Source organism: Streptomyces davaonensis JCM 4913 (genome assembly GCF_000349325.1).
Classification (GTDB): Bacteria; Actinomycetota; Actinomycetes; order Streptomycetales; family Streptomycetaceae; genus Streptomyces; species Streptomyces davaonensis.
The window spans coordinates 3,826,235-3,848,234 of the sequence record NC_020504.1 but is presented as its reverse complement, the minus strand read 5'-3'; the positions used below and the strand labels follow the sequence as shown (position 1 = coordinate 3,848,234).

General features: G+C 68.8%; 24 protein-coding genes and 1 pseudogene. 21 read left to right on the top strand and 4 right to left on the bottom strand.

Translation table 11 applies throughout. The features are described from left to right. Positions 1-3 precede the first annotated feature (3 nt). A pseudogene (locus tag BN159_RS43985) lies at positions 4-476 on the top strand (GntT/GntP/DsdX family permease); the annotation flags it as partial. Positions 477-529: 53 nt separating this feature from the next. Beyond that, positions 530-1,063: a hypothetical protein gene (locus BN159_RS16630; protein WP_041819410.1), complete on the top strand. Its 534-nt coding sequence runs from the start codon at positions 530-532 to the stop codon at positions 1,061-1,063. Between the two features lie 12 nt (positions 1,064-1,075). Here the strand turns inward: BN159_RS16630 and BN159_RS16625 are convergent, their stop codons facing one another. After that, complete coding sequence (locus BN159_RS16625; protein WP_015658156.1) at positions 1,076-2,422, bottom strand: M14 family metallopeptidase; 1,347 nt, start codon at positions 2,420-2,422, stop codon at positions 1,076-1,078. A 510-nt stretch (positions 2,423-2,932) separates the two neighbouring features. Between BN159_RS16625 and BN159_RS16620 the strand changes: the two genes are divergently transcribed. The 4 genes from BN159_RS16620 to BN159_RS16605 all read left to right on the top strand — a co-directional run bounded on the left by BN159_RS16620 (position 2,933) and on the right by BN159_RS16605 (position 7,070). Beyond that, the gene (locus tag BN159_RS16620; protein WP_015658155.1) at positions 2,933-4,249 is read left to right on the top strand and encodes a LuxR C-terminal-related transcriptional regulator; all 1,317 of its coding nucleotides are present in this window, start codon (positions 2,933-2,935) and stop codon (positions 4,247-4,249) included. A 42-nt stretch (positions 4,250-4,291) separates the two neighbouring features. Next, complete coding sequence (locus BN159_RS16615) at positions 4,292-5,200, top strand: MEDS domain-containing protein (protein WP_015658154.1); 909 nt, start codon at positions 4,292-4,294, stop codon at positions 5,198-5,200. A gap of 76 nt (positions 5,201-5,276) precedes the next feature. Next, positions 5,277-5,690, top strand: a complete 414-nt coding sequence (locus BN159_RS16610) for an ATP-binding protein (RefSeq protein ID WP_051113646.1) — start codon at positions 5,277-5,279, stop codon at positions 5,688-5,690. Positions 5,691-5,735: 45 nt separating this feature from the next. After that, complete coding sequence (locus BN159_RS16605) at positions 5,736-7,070, top strand: Nramp family divalent metal transporter (protein ID WP_015658152.1); 1,335 nt, start codon at positions 5,736-5,738, stop codon at positions 7,068-7,070. Between the two features lie 26 nt (positions 7,071-7,096). On the opposite strand, the gene BN159_RS16600 is transcribed toward BN159_RS16605, so the two are convergent. Next, entirely contained in the window at positions 7,097-8,782 is a 1,686-nt protein-coding gene (locus BN159_RS16600) for a chitinase (RefSeq protein WP_086016528.1), read from the bottom strand. Positions 8,783-9,005: 223 nt separating this feature from the next. Here BN159_RS16600 and BN159_RS16595 point away from each other — a divergent pair, with 223 nt between their 5' ends. From BN159_RS16595 to BN159_RS16525, 15 genes are all read left to right on the top strand, one after another. Continuing rightward, positions 9,006-9,848 (top strand): hypothetical protein, encoded by an 843-nt coding sequence (locus BN159_RS16595; protein WP_015658150.1) that lies wholly within the window; start codon positions 9,006-9,008, stop codon positions 9,846-9,848. 81 nt (positions 9,849-9,929) lie between these two features. Next, a complete protein-coding gene (gene cpaB / locus BN159_RS16590) occupies positions 9,930-10,637 on the top strand; it encodes a Flp pilus assembly protein CpaB (protein WP_015658149.1) in 708 nt (235 codons plus the stop codon). A gap of 9 nt (positions 10,638-10,646) precedes the next feature. Continuing rightward, complete coding sequence (locus tag BN159_RS16585; RefSeq protein ID WP_015658148.1) at positions 10,647-11,879, top strand: AAA family ATPase; 1,233 nt, start codon at positions 10,647-10,649, stop codon at positions 11,877-11,879. Next, positions 11,876-12,268, top strand: coding sequence for a TadE/TadG family type IV pilus assembly protein (locus BN159_RS16580; RefSeq protein ID WP_015658147.1), 393 nt, complete (start codon positions 11,876-11,878; stop codon positions 12,266-12,268). Before BN159_RS16585 ends, BN159_RS16580 begins: the two co-directional genes overlap by 4 nt. 1 nt (position 12,269) lies before the next feature. After that, on the top strand, positions 12,270-12,662 hold the full coding sequence (locus BN159_RS16575; protein ID WP_015658146.1) for a TadE/TadG family type IV pilus assembly protein: 393 nt from the start codon (positions 12,270-12,272) through the stop codon (positions 12,660-12,662). Between the two features lie 15 nt (positions 12,663-12,677). After that, complete coding sequence (locus BN159_RS16570) at positions 12,678-14,015, top strand: CpaF family protein (RefSeq protein WP_015658145.1); 1,338 nt, start codon at positions 12,678-12,680, stop codon at positions 14,013-14,015. Between the two features lie 16 nt (positions 14,016-14,031). Then, positions 14,032-14,976, top strand: a complete 945-nt coding sequence (locus tag BN159_RS16565; RefSeq protein WP_015658144.1) for a type II secretion system F family protein — start codon at positions 14,032-14,034, stop codon at positions 14,974-14,976. Positions 14,977-14,989: 13 nt separating this feature from the next. Next, the gene (locus tag BN159_RS16560; protein ID WP_015658143.1) at positions 14,990-15,877 is read left to right on the top strand and encodes a DUF5936 domain-containing protein; all 888 of its coding nucleotides are present in this window, start codon (positions 14,990-14,992) and stop codon (positions 15,875-15,877) included. Positions 15,878-15,879: 2 nt separating this feature from the next. Beyond that, positions 15,880-17,247: a sensor histidine kinase gene (locus BN159_RS16555; protein WP_015658142.1), complete on the top strand. Its 1,368-nt coding sequence runs from the start codon at positions 15,880-15,882 to the stop codon at positions 17,245-17,247. Positions 17,248-17,251: 4 nt separating this feature from the next. Next, a complete protein-coding gene (locus tag BN159_RS16550; RefSeq protein ID WP_015658141.1) occupies positions 17,252-17,998 on the top strand; it encodes a response regulator transcription factor in 747 nt (248 codons plus the stop codon). A 104-nt stretch (positions 17,999-18,102) separates the two neighbouring features. Then, the gene (locus tag BN159_RS46205) at positions 18,103-18,267 is read left to right on the top strand and encodes a hypothetical protein (protein WP_015658140.1); all 165 of its coding nucleotides are present in this window, start codon (positions 18,103-18,105) and stop codon (positions 18,265-18,267) included. Beyond that, entirely contained in the window at positions 18,267-18,860 is a 594-nt protein-coding gene (locus BN159_RS16540; RefSeq protein ID WP_015658139.1) for a pilus assembly protein TadG-related protein, read from the top strand. The genes BN159_RS46205 and BN159_RS16540 overlap by 1 nt, the downstream gene beginning before the upstream one ends. 34 nt (positions 18,861-18,894) lie before the next feature. After that, a complete protein-coding gene (locus BN159_RS16535) occupies positions 18,895-19,473 on the top strand; it encodes a hypothetical protein (protein ID WP_015658138.1) in 579 nt (192 codons plus the stop codon). A gap of 8 nt (positions 19,474-19,481) precedes the next feature. Further along, positions 19,482-20,114: an OmpA family protein gene (locus tag BN159_RS16530; protein ID WP_015658137.1), complete on the top strand. Its 633-nt coding sequence runs from the start codon at positions 19,482-19,484 to the stop codon at positions 20,112-20,114. 42 nt (positions 20,115-20,156) lie between these two features. Further along, entirely contained in the window at positions 20,157-20,516 is a 360-nt protein-coding gene (locus BN159_RS16525; protein WP_015658136.1) for a hypothetical protein, read from the top strand. A 447-nt stretch (positions 20,517-20,963) separates the two neighbouring features. On the opposite strand, the gene BN159_RS16520 is transcribed toward BN159_RS16525, so the two are convergent. Then, positions 20,964-21,239 (bottom strand): DUF2500 family protein, encoded by a 276-nt coding sequence (locus BN159_RS16520; RefSeq protein ID WP_015658135.1) that lies wholly within the window; start codon positions 21,237-21,239, stop codon positions 20,964-20,966. Between the two features lie 174 nt (positions 21,240-21,413). Then, a complete protein-coding gene (locus tag BN159_RS16515; protein ID WP_041821406.1) occupies positions 21,414-21,791 on the bottom strand; it encodes a DUF192 domain-containing protein in 378 nt (125 codons plus the stop codon). Positions 21,792-22,000: the final 209 nt, after the last annotated feature.

Genomic DNA, 22,000 nt, shown 5'->3' with positions numbered 1-22,000 from the left:
AATTCCTCCCTCAAGCCGGTCGGCAACATCCTGCTGGTGGTCGGCGCGGGCGGGGTCTTCGGCGCCGTGCTGAAGGCGAGCGGGGTGGCGCAGGCGCTGTCGGACACCTTCAACGACGTGGGCCTGCCGGTGATCGCGCTGTCCTATCTGATCTCCGTCGTGCTGCTGATGGCACAGGGCTCGGCGACGGTCGCCATCGTCACCACGGCCGGCATCGTGGCGCCGCTGCTCGCCGAGGGGGACCACTCCCAGGCCTTCACCGCGCTGGTCATCATGGCGATCTCGGCCGGCTCGATCTTCGCCTCGCACGTCAACGACGGGGCCCGCGCGCGGAGCGCGCTGATGGATGCAGCTGGATGGTCGCCAAGTACTTCGGCATCAGCGAGCGGGACACCCTCAAGACCTGGACCGTGCTGGAGACGGTGCTGTCCGTCGTCGGGTTCGTGGTGGCCGCCGCGTTGAGCATCTTCGTATAACGATGCAGGGGCTGGCTGTGTGCGGCACAGGATCGTCGACCATACTGCCCGCTGTGGAGCAGCGCATAGGTTCAGGCAGCAAGCCCCTGGAGGGCGCCGGATTCGACCCGGCCTTCGTCCCCGGGCTCACCTCGCCCCTGTCCAAGGAGGCGGAGCCCGAGTCCGAGGCCAGAGAAGAGGAAGAGGCCGAGGTTCAGGGCGAGGTCGAGGCCGAGGACAAGGCTGAGCAGGAGACCACCGAGGCCGAGTTCCCGGAGGAGACGGACTCCGAAGAGGCGGACTCCGACGGTCCCGTCTTCGACGCCGCCGACCGCCGGGCACGGATCGTCGCCGACCGTCGCGGGGTCCGGCTCACCCTGGACGACCAGGAGTGCGAGTTCCGTTGGGACGAGATCGGCGCCGTGGAGACGGAGACCGCGCGCTTCGGCAAGCGGTTCACCATCACGGTGCACACTCCTGACCGCCGCTGGTACCCGATCGAGATCGAGGCGCCGGCCAGGAGCCGCTTCAGCGAGTGGGAGTCACAGCTCGACGAGGTGCTGGACGCCTACTTCGAGGAATCGGAAGCAGTAGCGAAGTCGGAGTAGCGGAGAACCGGGCTAGCAGTACTGGGCTTCCTTCCCGATCGACCGGTACATGCAGTCCGCGTTCTCCAGCAGCTGAAGGACGGCGTCCCGGTTCCGGGACGTCTCCCGCTCGATCACCTCGTCGGGCGGGTAGAAGCCGCCACCGCCGGAGCGCGGGTACATCTCGAAGGTGTATCCGAAGATCTTCTGGGAGCCCCAGAGGTAGTCGTCGATCGTCCCGTCGGTGATGTACAGGTCGCTGGACTGCTCGGGCGTGTAGCCGTTGCTGGCGGCCATCTTCCCGCCCACGGTGGCGAAGGCGTTGCGGTCGTCCGCCGTCATACCGGTGGTGGTGTCGGAGTAGGTGTACCCGAAGGGCCACAGCACCAGTTCGCTGTAGGTGTGGAAGTCGATCGCGGCCTTGATCTGCTGCACCCCGCCGACGACCCGGCTGCGCACGAAGTTCGCGACCACCCGCACCTCGGGTGCGGACTCGGGCGCCGTACCCCGGTAGGTCTCCGAGGACGTGGACCCGGAGGAGCCGCCGCAGCAGCCCCAGCGGTAGTTCCAGTTGCGGTTGAGGTCGGTACCGACGTAGGAGGAACCGGAGTTGGGCTGCCGGTTCTTGCGCCAGGAGCGGTACGAACCGGTCGCGATGTCGTACTCGCCGCCGTCCGGGTTGAGGTCCGGGACGATCCAGATCTCGCGGTTGTTCACCATGCTGGTGACCCGGGAGTCGGTGCCGTAGTCGGAGGTCAGCTCGCGCAGCAGGTACAACGCCATCTCGACGGTGAGGTGTTCACGGGCGTGCTGGTGATGGGTGAACAGCACCTCGGGCTCGGACTCGTCGGTGCCGACGTTGTCGCTGATCTTGATGGCGGTGATGTTCCGGCCCTGGTACGACGTGCCGATCACCCGGGTGCTGGCGATGCTCGGGTTGGCCGAGACGATCGAGTTGATCTCGCTCGTCATCTCCGCGTAGTTGTGATAGCGCGAGTCCGCCGACGGGAAGTCGAGCAGCCGGATGTCGTCCGCGCCGTTCGAACGGTCGGGTACGGCGGCCAACGGCGTGACCTCGTAGCCGAGTCCGCGCAGCTTGCGGATCTGGTCGGCGCGGCCGGAGACCACAAGACCGTGGTCGTCGACCTCGTCCACGCTCACGCCGGTCCGCTGGATCGCGGTGCGGTCCTTGGCGGTGGAGTGGGTGTGGATCTCGTACTGGCGGATGTCGTCGGCGGAGGGCGCCGCCCGGGTGCCGCTGTCGGCGCTCGCCGTGACGGTCGCGGAAAGGGGTGCCGCGAGGGCCAGGGCGAGGAGGGCGGCGAGCGCGGCGGTTCGTCTTCCGCTGCGGGCGCCGGAGCCTCGGATGCGAAGTCGCATGAATTCTCCTTGGTTCTCCAGGAATTCCGGGATCTCCGGAAGTGGGGAGTGGAGCGGGGGGTGGTCAGAGCCGGTGTCACGTCCCCGGGCGCCCGCCGCCTGGCACGCACGCTCGCCGCGTTGCCGAACCGCCCACGTGGCTCCGCCACGAGGGCGCCTCGGCGCCTTGCGATCGCACGCACCAGACGACGTGCGCTGATCCGACCGGGGACGTGACACCGGCTCTCAGCGACGTGCTGTGCGGGTGGCGCTCATCGTCCGTGCGTGGCATGACCCGGTCAAGGGCGAAAACGGCCGCGATGGCGTGAACCGATCCGGCGGCGAGGGGCGGGCAGTGTACGCGCGCACGTGTCATGTGACCCGGGCCTGGGCGAAGTTGCACCCGGGGGTGTGAGGTTCGTGTGCGTGTCCGGGCGGGGCGGGGGACAGTGAGGGGTCCGCGAACAAGAGGAGCCCGACCTTCCGGCCTGCTCCTCGGACCACATCCCCTCAGGACTGGACTGGCCGATCATGGGCGGATCAGCGCCACGACGGGACGAGCGCCGCTCGGCCGAGTCGGCCGGCTTCGTCGGCCGGCGCGCCGAACTGCTCGGCGGGCGACAGCTGTTGGCGAGATCGCGACTGGTCACACTGACCGGTCCCGGCGGGGTTGGCAAGACCCGGCTCGCCCTGCACCTCGCGGACCGGATCCACCGCACCTTCCCGGACGGCATCCACTTCGTGCACCTGTCCGGCCTCGACGACCCGGCCCTGGTCCCGCTCGCCGCCGCCGACGCACTCGGCCTGCACGGCCACACCGACCGACCCCCGCCGGACGCGCTCACGGAGCAGGTGGGGGAGCGCCACCTGCTCCTGGTCCTCGACGACTGCGAGCACCTGGTGACCGCCTGCGCGGAACTGACCGCGGCTCTGCTGCACGGCACCCCGAACACCCGGGTCCTGGCGACCAGTCGGCACCGCCTTGGCCTGACGGGCGAACACCTCCTGGAGCTACGGCCGTTGCCCGTCCCCGACGCGGACGGCGACCTGTCCGACGCGGACCGCCATCCGGCGCTCGCCCTCTTCGCCGACCGGGCGGCGGCCGTGCTGCCCGGCTTCCGGCTGACGCAGGCCAACCGGGCCGCCGTGGCCCGCCTCTGCCGGAGCCTGGACGGACTCCCGCTGGCCATCGAACTCGCGGCGGGACGACTGCGGGACGTCGGCCTCGACCGGCTCGCGGACGGCCGACTCCACTCACTGCGGGCGACGATCGACCGCAGCCACCGACTCTGCACCGAACAGGAGCGGCTGACCTGGGCGCGGGCCTCGGTGCTCGCGGGAGCCTTCGACCTGGAGACGGCGGAGGCGGTGTGCGCGGACGGGGTACGGCTGCGGCGCGGCGAGGTCCTGGAGGCGGTCTCCGGTCTGGTGGACAAGTCGGTACTGATCAGGGAAGCGACCGCGGGCGGCGTCCGCTACCGCCTCCTCGACACCCTTCGCCACTACGGCCTCGACCGACTCCGCGCCCTGCCCGAAGAGGAGGCGGCCACCCGCCGCCGCCACCGGGACCGGACCCAACGCCAGGCCGACACCGGCGAACACGCCTGCGACACCACCACCCGCCGGCGAGCCGACCGGGACAGCCTCCGAACCGCCCCGGACCTCGGCCTCACCCCCCGCGAGTCCGAAGTGGCCGAACTCGTGGCTCAAGGGCTCGCCAACCAGCAGATCGCCGAGCGGCTGGTCATCGCCCGGCGTACGGCCGAAGGCCATGTGGAACGCATCCTCGGCAAGCTCGGGCTGAGCAATCGCAGCCAGCTCGCCGCCTGGGTGACGGCCCGGCGCTGACCCCCCCCCGACCCATCGGACCCGGCACAGACAGGGGATCGCGTGATCAGCCAACCCACCTCCACCCCCGCGGCGTTCGACCACCGCATGGCCGTACTCGGCACCGACGAGGAATTCGTCGCCGCCGCCCTCCCCTTCCTCGCCGAAGCCCTGGGCACCCCCGCCGAACCCCCGCCCGTGGCGATCGCCGCCCCCGGCAAACTGACCCTCCTCCGGGACGCCCTCGGAGCCGACGCGAAGAGCGCGGTGCTCATGCCGCACACCGACTGGTACACCGGCTCCGCCGCCAACGCCGTGGCGAGAGCCGCCGGTTTCCTCGCCGCGCAGGCCGGCCCCGGCGGCCGTATCCATCTGCTCATGGAGCCCGTCTGGAGCGGCCGGGCCGGGCGCTCGCCGCGGGAGAGCGCCGAGTGGATCCGCTACGAGGCCCTCGCCAACCTCCTGTTCGCCCCGCTCGCCACCACCGCTCTGTGCGTCTACGACGCCCGCACCGCGGGCCCCGCCGTCATCGCCGAGGCCCGCCGCACCCACCCCGCCACGGGCGTGTACGAGGACCCCGTCCGGATCGCCGCCGAGCTGGACGCCGTACCCCTGCCGTCACCCCCCGAAGACGCGTGCCCACTCGACCGGCCGGACGCCTACTCCGTACGGGCGTGGGCACGCGCCCGGGGGCTCGGCGCGGCGGACGCGGAGCTGTTCGCGCTGGCCGTGACCGAGGCGGCGGCCGCGCTCGGCCAGGTCACCGGGGTCCGGCTGTGGGGTCGGCCGCCCGAGTGCGTGTGCGAGCTGCGCGGCACGCGCCGGATCGCCGATCCGCTGGCCGGGTTCGTCCCGCCGGACGCCGGCGAACTGGAACCGGGACAGGGCCTGTGGTACGCCCGTCAGGTGTGCGCCTACGTCGACGTCCGGGACGACGCCGAGGGGACGACCGTACGGGTGCAGTACGGGTAGTGCGCACCGTATGCAGGTAGGTATGCAGGTATATCTACCCGTGCGCGGCGTGGATGGCCGGACCACCATGGACATCATGCTGCAACTCCGGAACGGCCCCTTCCGTCAACCGCCCGTCGGAGCCGGTCATCTGACCGTGGAGTACGACCCGCGCCCCTCGGCGGTCCGTGAGGCCCGGGCGGAGGTGCGCAGGCAGCTGGAGGGGTGGGGGCTCGCGGGTCAGGACGAGCTGTTGGACACGGCCGAGCTGCTGGTCAGCGAGCTGGCGACGAACGCGCTGCTGCACTCGGCGAGCCGGTTCCGGGTCACGCTGTCCGCCGCGCGGGGCGTGCTGCGCTGCGAGGTGGAGGACGCCGGGCGCCGCACCCCGCAGGTGCTGGACGCGGGCAGTTCGGAGAGCGGGCGGGGCATGTTCCTGGTGGACGCGCTGGCCCGGAGATGGGGCTGTCACCAGGACGGTCAGCGCAAGACCGTGTGGTTCGAACTCTGACGCGCCCTCTTGTCGGCCCCGTCCCGCTGCGGTTTCTTGATCTGCATGGCGGACAGCTCGGAAAACACTCAGGCAACGCAAGTTGACGGAACCGACTCCTCCCCCGACTTCTCTCCTCGCAGGTCCAGCTGGAAGTACATCGGCCCTGGCATCGTTGTCGCCGCGACCGGCGTCGGCGCCGGGGACCTGGTGGCCACGCTGATCGCCGGAAGCAGCTTCGGGTACACCCTGCTGTGGGCCGCGGTCATCGGCTGCCTGGTGAAGATCTCCCTCGCCGAGGCGGCCGGCCGCTGGCACCTGTCCACCGGCCGCACCCTCTTCGACGGCTGGGCGAGCCTCGGCCGCTGGACCACCTGGTTCTTCGTCGTCTACGTCGTGATCTGGGGCTTCGTCTACGGCGCGGCGGCGATGTCGTCCAGCGCGCTGCCGCTCCAGGCGCTGTTCCCCGATGCGATGGACCTGGAGTGGTGGGGGATCGCCTGCGGTCTGGTGGGCCTGGTCTTCGTCTGGTTCAACAAGTACGCCGTCTTCGAGAAGGTCATGACGGTCCTGGTCGGCGTCATGTTCGTGGTGACGGTGTACCTGGCGATCCGGGTCACCCCGAACCTCGGCGAGGCCTTCGCGGGCCTGCTGCCGGTGCTGCCCGACGAGGAGGACTCGGTCCTCAACACCCTCGGCCTGATCGGCGGCGTCGGCGGCACCATCACCCTGGCCGCGTACGGCTACTGGGTCAACGCCAAGGGCTGGACGAACACCGGCTGGATGAAGGTGATGCGGCTGGACAACCGGGTCGCCTACGTCACCACCGGCATCTTCGTCGTGGCGATGCTGTTCGTCGGCGCGGAGCTGCTGCACTCGGCGAACGTGGCCATCGCGAGCGGCGACAAGGGCCTGCTCCAGCTGACCGACATCCTGGAGGACGAGTACGGCTCGGCGACCGCGAAGTTCTTCCTGGTCGGCTTCTTCGCCACGTCGTTCACCTCGCTGATCGGCGTCTGGCACGGCGTGAGCCTGATGTTCGCGGACTTCGTGGCCCGCTACCGCTCGGCCGGCGAGACGGTCCGCGGCGAGGAGATCGCCACCGGCAGCCGCGAACGCAGTCTGCCCTTCCGCCTCTACCTGCTGTGGCTGACCTTCCCGCCGATCGTCCTGCTCTTCCAGGACGAGCCGTTCCGCCTGATCATCATCTACGGCGTCCTCGGCGCGGCCTTCCTGCCGTTCCTGGCCGGCACCCTGCTCTGGCTGCTGAACTCCGCCCGCACCCCGGCGCCTTGGCGCAACGGCGCGCTCAGCAACACCATGCTGGTGATCGCGGGCCTGCTGTTCCTGGTGCTGTGCGTGAAGCAGATCTGGGACCAGCCGTGGTCGGAGTTCTTCTGACGAACCCCGACCACGACCGGGCGCCGCTACGGCAGTGCGTGCACGTGCGGACCCACGGCGTTCGACCAGGCGTTGCCCGCCGTGGCGTCCCAGTTGGTCGACCAGGTCATCGCGCCCCGCAGGTCGGGGTACGTCCTGGACGGCTTGAAGGAACCACAGTTGGTGCCCTTGGCCAGACAGTCGAGCGCGTTGTTCACGATCGACGGCGACACATACCCGCTGCCCGCGCCCCGGGTCGAGGCAGGAAGACCGAGGCCGACCTGGGACGGGGCGAGGCCGCCCTCCAGCTGGATGCAGGCGAGCGCGGTGAGGAAGTCCACCGAGCCCTGGCTGTACACCTTGCCGTCGCAGCCCAGCATCGAACCGCTGTTGTAGTACTGCATGTTGACGACCGTGAGGATGTCCTTCACGTTCAGCGCCGTCTGGAAGTACGTGTTCGACGTCGACTGCATGTCGATGGTCTGCGGCGCCATGGTCAGGATCAGTGACGACCCCGCCTTCGACGACAGCGACCGGAGCGCCTGCGTCATGTACGTCGCGTTCAGCCCGTTCTCCAGGTCGATGTCGACGCCGTCGAAGCCGTACTCCTGCATCAGCGCGTACACCGAGTTGGCGAAGTTCGTGGCCGAGGTGGCGTCGTTCACCGACACCGTGCCGCGCTCACCGCCGACCGAGATGATGACCTTCTTCCCGGCCGCCTGCTTCGCCCGGACGTCCGCCTTGAACTGGTCGACGGTGTAGCCGCCGAGCCCGGCCGAGTCCAGGTTGAAGGTCACCGCGCCCGGAGTCCCGGTGGCGTCCGCGAAGGCGACGGCGATGATGTCGTACTGCGCCTGCACGTCCGACAGCTTCTGCACGGTGGCGCCGTTGTTGAAGTTCTGCCAGTACCCGGTCACCGCGTGCTTCGGCAGCCCCGGACCCGTCGGGGTCTGCGTCGTCGTCCCCGTCACGGACGCCGACTTCGGCGACTCACCGGCCGAGTTGGTCGCCGTGACCTGGAAGGAGTACGAGGTGGAGGCCGCGAGCCCGGTCACGGTCGCCGACGTGCCGGTCACCGCGGTCACCTTGGTGCCGTCGCGGTAGACGTTGTAGCCGGTCGCGCCCGAGACCGTGTTCCAGGCCAGCGAGATCGACGACGAGGACCGCCCCGACACCGTCACGCCGCTCGGGGAGCCCGGGATCGTCGGCTCCGGGTCACCGCCACCGCCGCCGTCCGGGCCGAACACCGAGACGTCGTCGGCGTAGTAGGCGGCCTGGCCGTACCAGCCGTGCGTGTACACGTTCACCGAGCGGGTCGACGAGCCGGTGGTGAAGGTGGTGGTCAGCTGCTTCCAGCTGCTGGAGTCGGGCGTCCAGGTCGACACGTCGGTCGTGCCGGTGCCGGTCACGCCCAGGTAGGTGTAGCCACCCTGGACCCAGGCGCTGAGCGTGTACGTCGAGTTGGGCTGGACCGCGACGGCCTGGGTGCAGCGGGCGTTGTCCTGTCCGGCCGGGGTCGCCTTCAGCGCGGCTGAGCCTCCGTGCGAGGGCGACGAGACGGTCGTACCGCTGTTGGCGGAACAGGTCCAGTTGGTCAGGCCGTTCTCAAAACCGGCGTTCTTGGCGTTGTTGACATCGGCGGCGGACGCCTGGCCGGTGCCGGCGAAGGTGAGGGCGAGCGCCGCGAGGACGGCACCCGTCCAGAGACGAGTGGATCTTCTGCGTGTGGACATGCCAATGGGGGACATGCTGAAGACGTTGGTCCAGACCAATCTTCCTGTCAAGAGATGCCGCCAAGATGCTCAACCTGCCCCGATTTGACGCAACTTGTGAAACGGCAGTTCCTTCATAGCTACAGAAACGCTGTTCTCCGGTCATCGACCCGTGGATACAGTGCTCGGGTAGTCACACAGTGAAGTCGACCGTGTGTCCTGGGTGGGGAGTGGGGAGCCGCGCGTGCCAACTGCCATCGCCGTGACCAGTGCCGACCTGGCGCTGCCGCCGCAGGACGAGCGCACCGTCCCCGCCATCGTGCTCCAGGACCTGGACCGCCAGCCCCTCGACCGGGCCTTGAGCGCGCTTCAAGCGATCGTCGAGAGCCACGGCCATCTGGTCGTCGTCTGCTCCCAGGCCGCCGACCCCGCCGTCGAGCGCCGTCTCCACACCCTCCGCTCGCTGCTGGAGAGCGACCGGATCGCCCTGTTCCGCCCCGAACTGCCCCCGCTCGGACTCGCCGTCCTGGCCCGCCAGTTGCGCCAGCTCGCCTCCTGCGACCTCGGACCCGGCGTGCTCGCCTCGGCGGGCAGACTCCTCACCCACTACATCCACGCCGGGGCGCTCCTCGGCTCCGTCGCCAAGCTCGACCGCGTCCCCGTCGGCCTGAAGTCGCACGCCAAGTCCTGGGTCCCGGGCAGCCACTTCGGCGTCCTCGCCCACCCCGAGCCCCAGCTCGTGCGCATCGGCCCCGAAGCCGCCCTGACCGGCCCGGAGTTCGGCACCCGGATGCTCGTCGCCCGGGGCCAGCTCCAGTCCGACTGGGTCACCGACACCCTCGCCAAGTCCTGGAACGTCCAGGGCCTGCGCGAGGTCCCGCTGCCCGCCGAGTCGGCGCGGTGGTGGGGGACGGGGCGGCTGATCGAGTTCTGCGCCCACCTCTCCGACCTGTCGGTGCTGTACCAGCTCGTCACCTCGGTACGCCGCAGCACCTGCCACTGGTGCGGCATCGACGTCATCGGCGACCGCTGTGTGTTCTGTTCCGCGACCCCGCCCGTGCCCGTCCCCGACGCCCGCGCGGGGTGATCGACGCCCGCGAGGGGTGCCCGACCCGCAAGCCGTATCCGACCGATCCCGACCGATTCCCCCAATGAGGTTGCACGGTTCATGAACTCCCGTCAGCGCCGCGGCGTGATACTCCTGATCCTGTCGGTCGTCTGCGCCCTCGGCGCCTTCGCCGGCGTGCTGTCCGTCATCAACGACGCCGAGTCCAAGGTCGGCCCCGAGGTCACCGCCTACCGGCTGAAGACGAACGTGGAGCCGTACAAGCCGCTGGCTTCGGCCCAGTTCGAGAAGATCTCGATGCCGGAGCGCTGGCTGTCCGACAACGCGGTCACCGATCTGAGGGAGATCGAGGGCAAGATCGCGGTCACCGCGCTGCGGAAGGGTTCCCTGCTCCAGAGCGACATGATCGTGGCCCAGCCCGCCCTCCAGCCCGGGCAGCAGGAGGTCGCCATCATGATCGACGCGGCGACCGGGGTGGCCGGCAAGATCACGCCCAACTCCACCGTGAACGTGTACGCCACCTTCGAGGGCGCACGGGAGGGCGATCCCGCCCAGTCCAAGATCATCGTGACCAACGCCAAGGTCCTGGACGTGGGCGAGCTGACCCCCCTGGAACCCGACGCCGACGACCGCGACCGGCAGCCCACCGACGCCGTCCCGATCACCTTCGCACTGTCCACCCTCGACGCCCAGCGCCTCACCTACGCCGAGTCGTTCGCCCAGCGGGTCCGGCTCGCGCTGGTGGCCCCCGGCGACGACTCCACGGTCCCCGAGTCGGACCGGACGTACGAACTCGCGAAGGACAAGTGAGAGGCCCGTATGCCCACGAGGATCCTCCCGGCGGTCGGCGACGCGGACGCGGTCCGTGCGATCACGACCCTGCTCTCCCAGCTCCCGGACGCCGAGCCGGTCGCCCCCGTGACCGACTCCACCCAGCTCATCGACACCCTCGCCCGGCTGGCCGCCGAGTCCGTCGACGAGCTGCCCGAGGTCGTGGTCGTGCACGAGCGTATCGGCCCGGTCCCGGCCCTGGAGCTGATCCGCGAAGTCGCCCTCCGCTTCCCCGCGGTGGGCGTCATCCTCGTCACCTCCGACGCGTCCCCCGGCCTCTTCCAGGCCGCCATGGACTACGGCGCCCGGGGCCTGGTGGCGCTGCCCCTGTCGTACGAGGAACTCGCCAGCCGAGTCCAGGCCGTGGCCTCCTGGTCGGCAGGCGTACGACGCCATCTCGGCGGCGCCCTGGAGGTGTTCACCGGCGTCGGCGGCACCGTCGTCACGGTGAGCGGCGCCAAGGGCGGCGTCGGCACGACGCTCGTGTCCATCCAACTCGCCCTCGCCGCACAGGCCTCCGGCCGCTCCACCGCCCTGCTCGACATGGACCTCCAGACCGGCGACCTCGCCGCCTACCTGGACGTCCAGTTCCGCCGCTCCGTCGTCGACCTCGCCGCCATCACCGACATCACCCCGCGTGTCCTGGCCGACGCCGTCTTCCGCCACGACACCGGGGTCGCCCTCCTGCTCGCCCCCGGCGACGGCGAACGCGGCGAGGAGGTCACCGACCGCGCCGCCCGCCAGATCGTCAGCGCCCTGCGCTCCCGCTACGAGATCGTGATCGTCGACTGCGGCGCCCAGCTCAGTGGCGCCGGCGCGGCCGCCGTGGAGATGGCCGACACGGCGCTGCTGGTCACCACCCCGGACGTGGTCGCCGTCCGGGGCGCCAAGCGCGTCGTCCGCATGTGGGACCGGCTCCAGATCCGCAAGGCCGAGGAGACCACGGTCGTCGTCAACCGCCACACCCGGGGCACCGAGATCCAGCCCCCGCTGATCCAGAAGATCACCGGCACGGCACTCGCGGCCACCGCGGTCCCCGCCAACTACAAGGAACTCCAGGGCGTGGTGGACGCGGGCCGCCTGCACGAACTGGACTCCAAGAGCACGGTGAAGCAGGCGTTGTGGACTCTCGCCGGGGAACTCGGCCTGGTGAAGGCGGTTGAGGTCGACCGACGGGCGGGCCGGGGGTCCTTCCGCAGGCGGAAGGACGGTGGGGGATGAGCGGCCGCGCGGGCCTGTTCCGGCGCGGGGCCGACCGGGGCCAGGTCACCATCGAGTTCCTCGGCATGACCCCGCTGATCCTGGTGACGCTGGTGCTGCTGTGGCAGTGCGCGCTGCTCGGGTACACCTTCACGCTGGCCGCGAACGCCGCGGACGAGGCGGCACGGGCGGGCACGGCGGCCGAGGACCGGCAGGGCGCCTGCCAGGAGGCGGGGCTGAAGCATCTGCCGGGCGCGTGGGAGGGCGGTGCCGAGGTGACCTGCGGCGAGAGCGGGGGCCTGGTCACGGCGGACGTCCATCTGGACGTTCCGATCCTCTTCCCGGGCACGATCGCGTTCCCGTTCGAGGTCGACGGGCACGCGGGGGCGGTCGTGGAGGAGGGGGACTGAGATGGCGTACGAGAAGGCGCGCCGTAGCCGTAACTGTGCCCGTGACCGTGAGGGTGCCCGTGACCGCGGCCAGGTGGCCATCGAATACCTCGGCTTCATCCCGATCCTGATCCTCGTCGCCATGGCCGCCATACAGATCGGCCTCATCGCCTACACCGCCCAGCAGGCGGGCACCGCCGCCCGCGCCGGCGCGCGCAGCGCCTCGCTGGACGGGCCGTTCGCGGCGGACTGCCAGGCCGCCGTGAGCGGCTGGCTGGCCGACGGGACCGGCTGCACCAGCGCCGGGCTCGGCGACGAGGTACGGGTCACCGCCACCGTGGACATCCCGTCCGTGGTCCCCGGCTGGGACTTCGGCGACGCCACCAAGTCCGCCACCATGCCGCTCGACCACTGAGGAGCACCGGAAGCCATGAGCCTGCGGGCACGCATCAACTCCCCCGAGGAGAACGGAAGCAGGGGCGAGGACGGCCACCTGGTCGCCTCCTACCGGGCCAAGCTCCTGGAGGAGATCGACCTCGCGGAGATGAGCTCGCTGGCCGCGGCCGAACGCCGGGCGCGGCTGGAACGCGTCCTGGGCCACATCATCAGCCGCGAGGGCCCGGTGCTCTCGACGGTGGAGCGCTCCCAGCTGATCCGCCGGGTCGTCGACGAGGCCCTCGGCCTGGGCATCCTGGAACCCCTGCTGGAGGACGCGTCGATCACCGAGATCATGGTGAACGGCCCCGACGCGATCTTCGTGGAACGAGCGGGCCGGGTGGAGCAGTTGCCGCTCCGCTTCCCCTCCCACGACCAGCTGATGCAGACGATCGAACGGATCGTCTCGACGGTGAACCGCAGGGTGGACGAGTCGAACCCGATGGTCGACGCCCGCCTGCCCTCGGGCGAGCGCGTGAACGTCATCATCCCCCCGCTGTCGCTGACCGGCGCGACGCTCACGATCCGCCGCTTCCCCCGCTCCTTCACCCTGCACGAGATGATCGGCCTCGGCTCGCTGGACGAGCCCATGGTGTATCTCCTGGCGGGCCTGGTGCAGGCGAAGTTCAACATCATCGTGTCGGGCGCGACGGGCACCGGGAAGACGACACTTCTCAACGCCCTCTCCGGCCTGATCCCCGAGGTCGAGCGCATCATCACGATCGAGGACTCGGCCGAACTCCAGCTCCAGCAGAACCACGTGATCCGCCTGGAGTCACGCCCGCCGAACGTGGAGGGCCAGGGCCGGGTCACCATCCGCGACCTGGTCCGCAACTCCCTGCGGATGCGTCCCGACCGCATCGTCGTCGGCGAGGTCCGCGGCGGCGAGTCCCTGGACATGCTCCAGGCGATGTCCACGGGCCACGACGGCTCCCTGGCCACCGTGCACGCCAACAGCACGGAGGACGCGTTGATGCGCCTGAAGACCCTGGCCTCCATGTCCGACGTGGAGGTCCCCTTCGAGGCGCTGCACGACCAGATCAACAGCGCGGTCGACGTCATCATCCAGCTCACCCGCTTCGCCGACGGCGCCCGCCGGATCACCGAGATCGCGATCCTCGACAGCCACGGAGCGGAGCCGTACCGGCTGGCCACGGCCGCCCGCTTCCACGCCCGCCCGATGGCCGCGGACGGCCGGGTCTACGGCAACTTCGAGTACTTCCCGCTCCCACGCCGCACCGCGGACCGCCTCTACATGGCCAACCAGCCGGTACCGCAGGCGTTCGGAGTGGCGGGCTCCATGGAGCAGCTGGCCATCCGAGCGGCGAGGTAGAGGGAGGCAGGAACCGATGGACTTCGAGACGCTGATCACGCTGACCACCGGCATCACGGTGCTGACCTGCGGGCTCGCCGTGGCCGGCCTCCACGCGTACGCCGCCGGCCGGGCCCAGCGCCAGGCCCTGGTGGACCGCCTGGCGGCCACGGGCCAGATAGCCCCCGTCGGCCGCCGGCGCCGCTTCGGCGACCTGGACCGCCGCCTGCGCCGTACGAAACTGGGCCGGAAACTGGAACTGCGCCTGCTGGCAACGGGCTTGGACGTGACGCCGGGCGAGTTCTTCGTCTACATGCTGACCGCGGTGGCGGGCCTGTGGCTGGTGGGCCAGGCGACGCTGGCCCCCTTCTTCGGCCCGATAGCGGGCATGCTGGGCATCTGGGCGGCCGTCCAGTTCCTGAACTGGCAACGCCAGAAGCGCATCGAACGCTTCATCAACCAACTCCCCGAGCTGGCCCGCATCCTGGCGAACGCGACCCAGGCGGGCCTGGCTCTGCGCACGGCGATCGGCATGGCGGCGGAGGAGCTGGAGGCACCCGCAGGGGAAGAACTGGCAAAGGTGGCCAACCAGCTGGCGCTGGGCGCGTCCATGGACGACGCCCTCGGCGAACTGGCGGACCGCCTCCCCTCCCGCGAACTGGTGGTCCTGGTCACGACATTGGTCCTGTCGAACCGAGCGGGCGGCCAGGTGGTGAGCGCCCTGCGCAACCTGACGGAGACCCTGGAGGAGCGCAAGGAGACCCGCCGGGAGATCCGCACCCAGCTCTCCCAGGTGAGCATGACGTCGTACGCGGTCCCGGCGCTGGGCATCGGCTCCCTCTTCCTGATGAACGGGGTGAAGGACGGCGCCCTGGACCGTATGACGGGCTCACCGGCGGGCCAGGTCGCGGTGATCGTGGCGTTCGTGCTGTACGCGATCGGCTTCGTGATGATCCGGCGCCTGTCCCGGATCGACGTATAGGAGGGCGGGGACGATGGCATGGATTCTCGCCCTGGCGATGGGCCTGAGCGTCTGGGGCTTCTTCGCGGGCATCCGCATGTACCGGGCGGACGCGAAACTCCCCGGTGACCTACAGCTGGCACTGGAGGTCGGCGCCACCCGCACCGGCGCGGTGGACTCGCTGATCGACCGCATGGGCATGCGGTACGCACCGGCGGTGCTGCGCCTGATGGGCCCGAAGCAGGTGGCGAAGTACCGCCGCAAGATCGACCTGGCGGGCAACCCCGGCGGCCTGACGATCGACCGCTACGCGGCCCGCCGCGCGGTGTACGGCTTCCTGGGCGCGGTGGGCGGCCTGGTCTTCCTCATGCGAGGCCAGTACCTGGTGACCTTGCTCCTGCTGGCCTTCGGAGCCTTCTGGACGGAGGTCGGCATCTGGTCGGCGATCCGCATCCGCAAGGACGTGATCGAGCGGACGCTGCCCGACTTCCTGGACGTGTTGGCGGTGGTGGTGAGCGCGGGCCTGGGCTTCCGCCAGGCCCTGGACCGGGTGGCCTCGCGCTACGAGGGCCCGTGGGCGGACGAACTCCGCATCACGCTCCGCCAGATGGACCTGGGCATGAGCCGCCGCCAGGCCTTCGCGGAACTCCGCCGCCGCAACGACTCGGAGCAGGTGGCGATGTTCGTGACGGCACTCCAGCAGGGCGAGGAGTTGGGCGCCCCGATCGTCGACACCCTGGTCGCCCTGGCGAAGGACATGCGCCGAACAGACGCCCAGAACGCCCGCCGCAAGGCGGCAAGGGCCGTCCCCAAGGCCACGATGATGATCACGACGTTCATGGTCCCGGCGACGATGATCCTGCTGGGCGCAGGCCTGCTCCTGGGCTCGGGCACGGACTTCGGCTCCATCACGGGGGAGTAGGGATGGGAATCGGAATGCCCGTGAGGGGGTTGAGGGTGACCCTGACGACACCGAGGGATCTGAACGCGCCGCAGGGGTTGGAGGAGGCGCTTCCGGCGGCGTCGGTTGGACCGTCCAAGGACCCGACGATCACCCTCCAGATAAACGCTTTGCAGGCAACCACCCGCATGGTCTTCGCCTTCCGCCTGGCCATGCTCGCCCTCTCCGCCCCCGCGGCCCTGCTGAACGCCGCCCCCGGCCTGGGGACGCGCCTGGTAGGCGCGGCGACGGTAGCGACCTTCATGGCCAGCTACGTCCTCTTCAGAGACTGGGAACGCTTCGGCCCCCTCCTCCTCCGCCACCCCACCCTCCTGGCAGCGGACACTCTGTTCGGCGCCCTGCTATTGATCTCGGCGGGCCCGGACACCCCCCTGGCGTACGTAAGTGTCTGCACGCCGCTGCTGGCAGGCATCGCGTACGGCTACCGAGCGGCGGCGGTGTTCGCCAGCCTCCAGTCCCTGATCCTCCTCCTCGTCTACGCCACAACAGCGGAGGCGCATTCAACCCTCGCGGAGAAGCTCCTGCTCCCCGGCTTCTGCGTGATCACAGGCGCGGCAGGCTCAGCACTCCGCAACCTGATGCTCCGCTTCGGCGAGGCGACCCAGGCCCTGACGACAACAAGGGCCCGCTTGGCGGCAGCAGAGGCAGTGGCAGCAGAACGGGCCCGCCTGGCAAGGGAGATGCACGACTCGGTGGCGAAGACCTTGCACGGAGTGGCCTTGGCGGCGGACGGCCTGGCGGCATCGGCATCCGCGACGAAGGCGACCCTGAACCCCACCCTGATCAAGGAACAGGCGGAGCTGGTGGCAAGGGCCACGCGCAGGGCGGCAACGGAATCGCGAGAGCTGCTGACGGACTTGAGGCGCGATTGTGTCGCGACGAGGGACGTCTTCGAGGAACTGGAGTCACGTACAAGGGCCTTCGCAACCCGTACGGGAGTCCTGGCGACGTACCACCCCACAAGTCCCAAGGAGGCACCCCCGCCCCTGCCCCCGGCGGTGACCCGCCACGTCCTCTCGATCGCAGCGGAGGCGATGGAGAACGCCCACCGCCATGCGACCCCGACGAAGGTGAACGTCCGAGCGGGAGTCCACGGCGGCCTACTCCGCATCAGCGTGTACGACGACGGCCGGGGCCTCCCCTCGGACACCACCCTCGAACAGCTTCGCAGTGCAGGTCACTTCGGCCTGATCGGCATGGTCGAACGAGCCGCGTCGGTGGGCGCCCGTATCCGCATGGGCCGCGGCGACCACGCAAAAGGCACGGAAGTCCTCCTGGAACTCCCATTGGAACTCCCATTGGAACTCCCATCGGCGGCGCGAAGGACATGACGGCATGACACACCCCGACTTCCCCACGCCCGAATCCGCGACCAAGCCCCTACGGGTAGTGGTCGCGGACGACAACCCGGTAGTGCGAGCGGGCCTGACAGCGCTGCTTTCCGGCCGAGAGGACATCAAGGTAGTAGCGGAGGCGGCGGACGGCCGCGAGGCCTACGAGGCGGCCCGGCGCCACCGCCCGGACGTGGTCCTCCTGGACGTCCAGATGCCAGGAGTGGACGGCATAGCGGCGCTCCCGTACCTGGTGAAGCTGGCCCCCGTGATGATGCTGACGTACAGCAGGGAATCGGAAACGGTGGAGGAGGCTCTGCGGCGAGGAGCCAACGGCTACTTGGTCCACGGCGAGTTCACGGCGGCGGAACTGGTGGAGGCGGTACGGGGCCTGAACGAGGGCAAGCCGCACTTCACGGCAACGGCGGCGGAGGCACTGCTGACGCAACTACGCAGATCGACGGATTCGCATCCGCATATGGAACCACCCGCTCCAACCCCAAATAAAGCCTCCCCCCTTTCGCAAGTGCAACCAAGTATGGGACAGTCCTCCGGTAGGAAGAGATTCCAACTGAGCACGAGGGAGGCGGAGATCATGGACCTCATCGCGTCCGGCATGACGAACCATCAGATCGCCGCCACGTGCTTCATCAGCGAGAAGACGGTCAAGAACCACATCAACCGCATCTTCGCCAAGCTCCACAGCACCACCAGGGCCCAGGCCACCGCCAAATGGCTGGGGGTGACCTGACATGCCCCGCCTTTGGGCCCGCTTGTGGGCCCCCGGACCCTCCCCCTCCCACCCCACCCCGCCCTACGGTGCGGCCACCACACCCGCAACCGAAGGGAACCGCCATGAACTACCGCCCCAACCTGAACGACAAGGGCCAGACTGCGGTGGAGTACCTGGGGATCATTGCGGTGGTGGTTGCGATTGTTTTGGCTATTACGGGGACGGACATCGGGCAGACGATTTACAACGCGATTACCGAAAAGATCATCGAAGTTACCGGGGGCTGATGCGGCCGCGTAGGTACGGCGACACAGGGCAGGCGTTCCCCATCTACATCACGGTGGTGGGAGGTCTGCTCTTTCTCGCGTTCGCTTACCTTGCGGTCGGTCAGGCTGGCGCGAATCGGAACGGCGCCCAGACCGCCGCTGACGCTGCGGCACTGGCGGCAGCGCAGGACACCCGGGATCAACTTGCCGGCAAGTGGGTGGAAGCCGTACTCGACCCGCCGCAGTGGCAAGACATCTTTGACGGCTACGCGCCCGGACTTGAGCCTTCGTGCTGGCGAGCGGATCAACTAGCGGTGCAGAACGACGCCCACATAACAGGATGTGATCCCGGGCTATTGGAGTACGAGGTCGCAGTTGAGACGGACAAGTCCGTCGGCGAGTCCATCGTCCCTGGCACGGAAGACGTGTACTCAAAGGCGTCCGCCATCGCCGTGATCGAGCCCCGCTGCACGTTCAAGCTGCCGGACGAGGATGCCGGAGACGACGTGCTGCCGCAGTTGACCTGCAAGGACAAGGATTGGGTTCTGGATCCGGAGGACTTGGCGGAACTGCCAGAGCCCGAGGATCTCTTCGATGTCCACTTGGCTGACTGATAAGCGAACAACGAGCGATGAAGGAAGCATAGGCATGAGCATTCGGTTCACTACGGAGGCCCGTAGGGGGATGGTCGCACTGACTCTCGCGACCGGTCTGGCCCTCGGTGTGGCCGGCTGCGGCGGCGGGGACGACGACCCGAAGGCCAAGCCTTCAGCGTCGGCCCCAGAGAATGGTGGATCCGCGCCCAGTCCCCAGGAAGGCGACGCGGGCGAGCCCTTGGCTGAGCTGAAGGGGCCGGACGGACTACTCCTGCAGCTCACCACCGCTCAGCGTGACTCGGGTGGGTTTGTCACGGTGAGCGGCACCCTGAAGAACGATGGTGACAAGACCTTGGCGCTGCCAGCCCAGTTGAGCGGCAATGAAACTGAGATCATTAGAAACGGTCGCTCTCTCGGCGGGGCCACTCTGGTCGATTCCAAGGGGAAGAAGCGCTACTACGTGCTGCGAGACACGGACGGCCGCCCTCTCACGACCACGGGCATAACGTCCATCAAGTCTGGTGAAACCATCCCCGTGTTCATGCAGTTCCCCGCGCCGCCGAATGACGTGGCCGAAGTTGCCTTCCAGTTGCCGATGTTCGCCCCCGCAGACATCACGATCTCTGGGTGACGCCCTACATGACACATACCTCGCCCCGCCTGCCTCTGATCCTGGCTGCCACCTCGGTGATGACAGTCACGAATCTCATCGGCGCTGTGCCTGCCTACGCCGACGACAACCCCAGCGTCCCCCCAGGCACCGAAGCCACCGCCACCGCCCCGGTCGAAGTCGATCCCAACGACCCGGACCTGAAGCTCCCCGAGGGCGCCACGCTCGCCGAAGCCAAGGTGCTGGACATCAAGCAGGTCGTCGAAGACCAGAGCGGCGACGAACGCCGCGAGGACACGAACGCGGACGTGAAGTTCGCGCTCCAGGCGGAGGTCCTGTTCCCGAAGGACAGCGCAAAACTGAACGGCGAGGCAAAGGCTCGAATCGCAGCGATCGCGGAGGAAATCAAAACTCAGAACGCGACGAAGATCCGAGTCTTCGGCTTCACGGACGACCTGGGCTCATCGGCCCACGGCGACGTCCTTTCCAAACAGCGAGCCAACGCCGTAGAAGACATCCTCAAATCCGAACTGAACGACCCCAACATCACCTACGAGGTCCGCGGCTACGGCGAGCAGTACCCCATCGCCTCCAACACAACAGAGGCCAGCCGCAAGAAGAACCGAAGGGTGGAGGTCAGCTTCCCGCGCTCAGAGAGCTGACGAGGACGCGACGCTGTCCCAGGGTGTGCGCGGGGGTTAGGCATGAGTGAGTACCACTACATCTTTGCTCGCCCTGGATTTCCGCGGGAACGGCTGGTCCAGGACGTCTCCACGGCATGCGGTGTGGAGCTGAGGCCGGCCGACGACGAGTTCGTCGACCGTGCGGGAAATCTCGGATACGCGGCGGTCGAGGTCGAGTTCACCCACGAGTACGAGGGCGACCACGGCATGCCGTTGGAGCGCTACGACTCCCTGGTCACCATCAGGGACTTCGACACGAACCTGGAGCGCCAGGAGACGACGGCCCGCCAAATCTTCGAGAACCTGACCGCCTTGGGCCGTTACGACTTGCTGCTCACCCGAGACCTACAAGAACTGCTTGCCTCGCTAGATCGTCTATGAATCCCGGTCTGCCTGGAACCCTTGGAGTTGCAGAACTGAATGGAAGAAGGGCGGTGCCGTACTCCTGGAGTGGGCCGCTCGCTTCTTCCCTGTGCTGGAGCGGACCGGGGTCAAGGGTGGGCCGGAGGTCCATCGCCGTAGGCGACGCGTAGCGCCCTTGAGGCCGGGCCGTGGAGGCACGACCCTGGCAAGGGAGCGGGCGGCCCAACGGTCACTTGATAGCGCCGAGGAAGGCAACCACGCGGCAGCGGTCACCGTCACACGCGGCGCCTTCCCCCCTCCCCCTCGATCTCCGGGATGACCCGCGCCCAACTCTCCGTTCCCGCTGACGCCTTCACCACCCTCATCACAAGCCTCAAGTCCAGCGCCCGATAGACCCGCCGTGGGTCCGCGGTGCAAGGAGTTCCGGGGCGAGGGCCGTAATCGTGTGGCGGTTGACCGGGGTTTTCAACTCTTCGTGCACTTTGGGTACTGCGCACCAGTGGAGCAGGCGTTGTAGTCGTCGCTGTCGACGTCGACTTCGGTACGGTCTCCGTTCTTGGTGCGGACGGTCAGCTCATACTCGGTGTGGCAGCTTCTCTTCTTCTTTTTCTTCGACTTCGAGCACTCCTGGTCCGTCTCCTTGTCGACGACGGTTCCGGTGACGTCCTTGCTGTCACTGCAACCAGCCAGCGGCACGGTGAGCGCGGCGAGAGCGACCAGCACCGTGAGGGTGCGCTTCATGTGTTCTCCCAAGGGGGGCGTGGGGCGGCCCTGATACGAGCTGAACAGCGACACGGTCGGCCGGAACTGTACGTCGATGAAGTAGCCCCGCAGTAGGTCTCGACCGTGAACTTCCGACCGGGGATGTAGATGTCCGGCGCCGGAGAAACGCCACCGCGGTAACCCGATGGCCGCTCACCCCACGTCGCCGTCGACCTCGACCACCACCCGCACGCCCACGCGCAGCCCCCACCCCACCATGGCCCCGGCCTCGGCCTCCAGCACATGCCGAGCGCGCAGCCTGGGCAGCCCAAGGCGCCCGGGCTTCATGGTGCGCACGGCGAGGACGTTCAACCGCCGATCGAGGTACGCGACATCGATGGGGATCCGCATGCCGATCGTGTGGATGCTGTTGGCGGGGGAGAGCAGGAGAACCCCGTCCACGGCGTCCCGCCCGAGGAGTCCCCGAGTCCGGGCGCGATAGGACGAGGCGATCTCCAGAGGCAGACCGACGTCCCCTGCCGCCCCCTGGACGACCAACTTCCCGACTCCGTCGCGCCATTGCTGCCTCATGACGAGGATCTCCCCGATCCGGACAGTGCTACGCATCACTGCTGACGGTGGCTCTCCTTTGCATGTTCATAAGTGGAATGGCTCGCTCGCCGAGTTGCGCGGTACATCCGGCACCGTGTTACGGAACCGTTACGGGCCGAATCGACGTCTCATTGGTTGATTTGGACTCATAGATCCCGTCAGTTGACGAGCATCGCCCTGGTGTCACC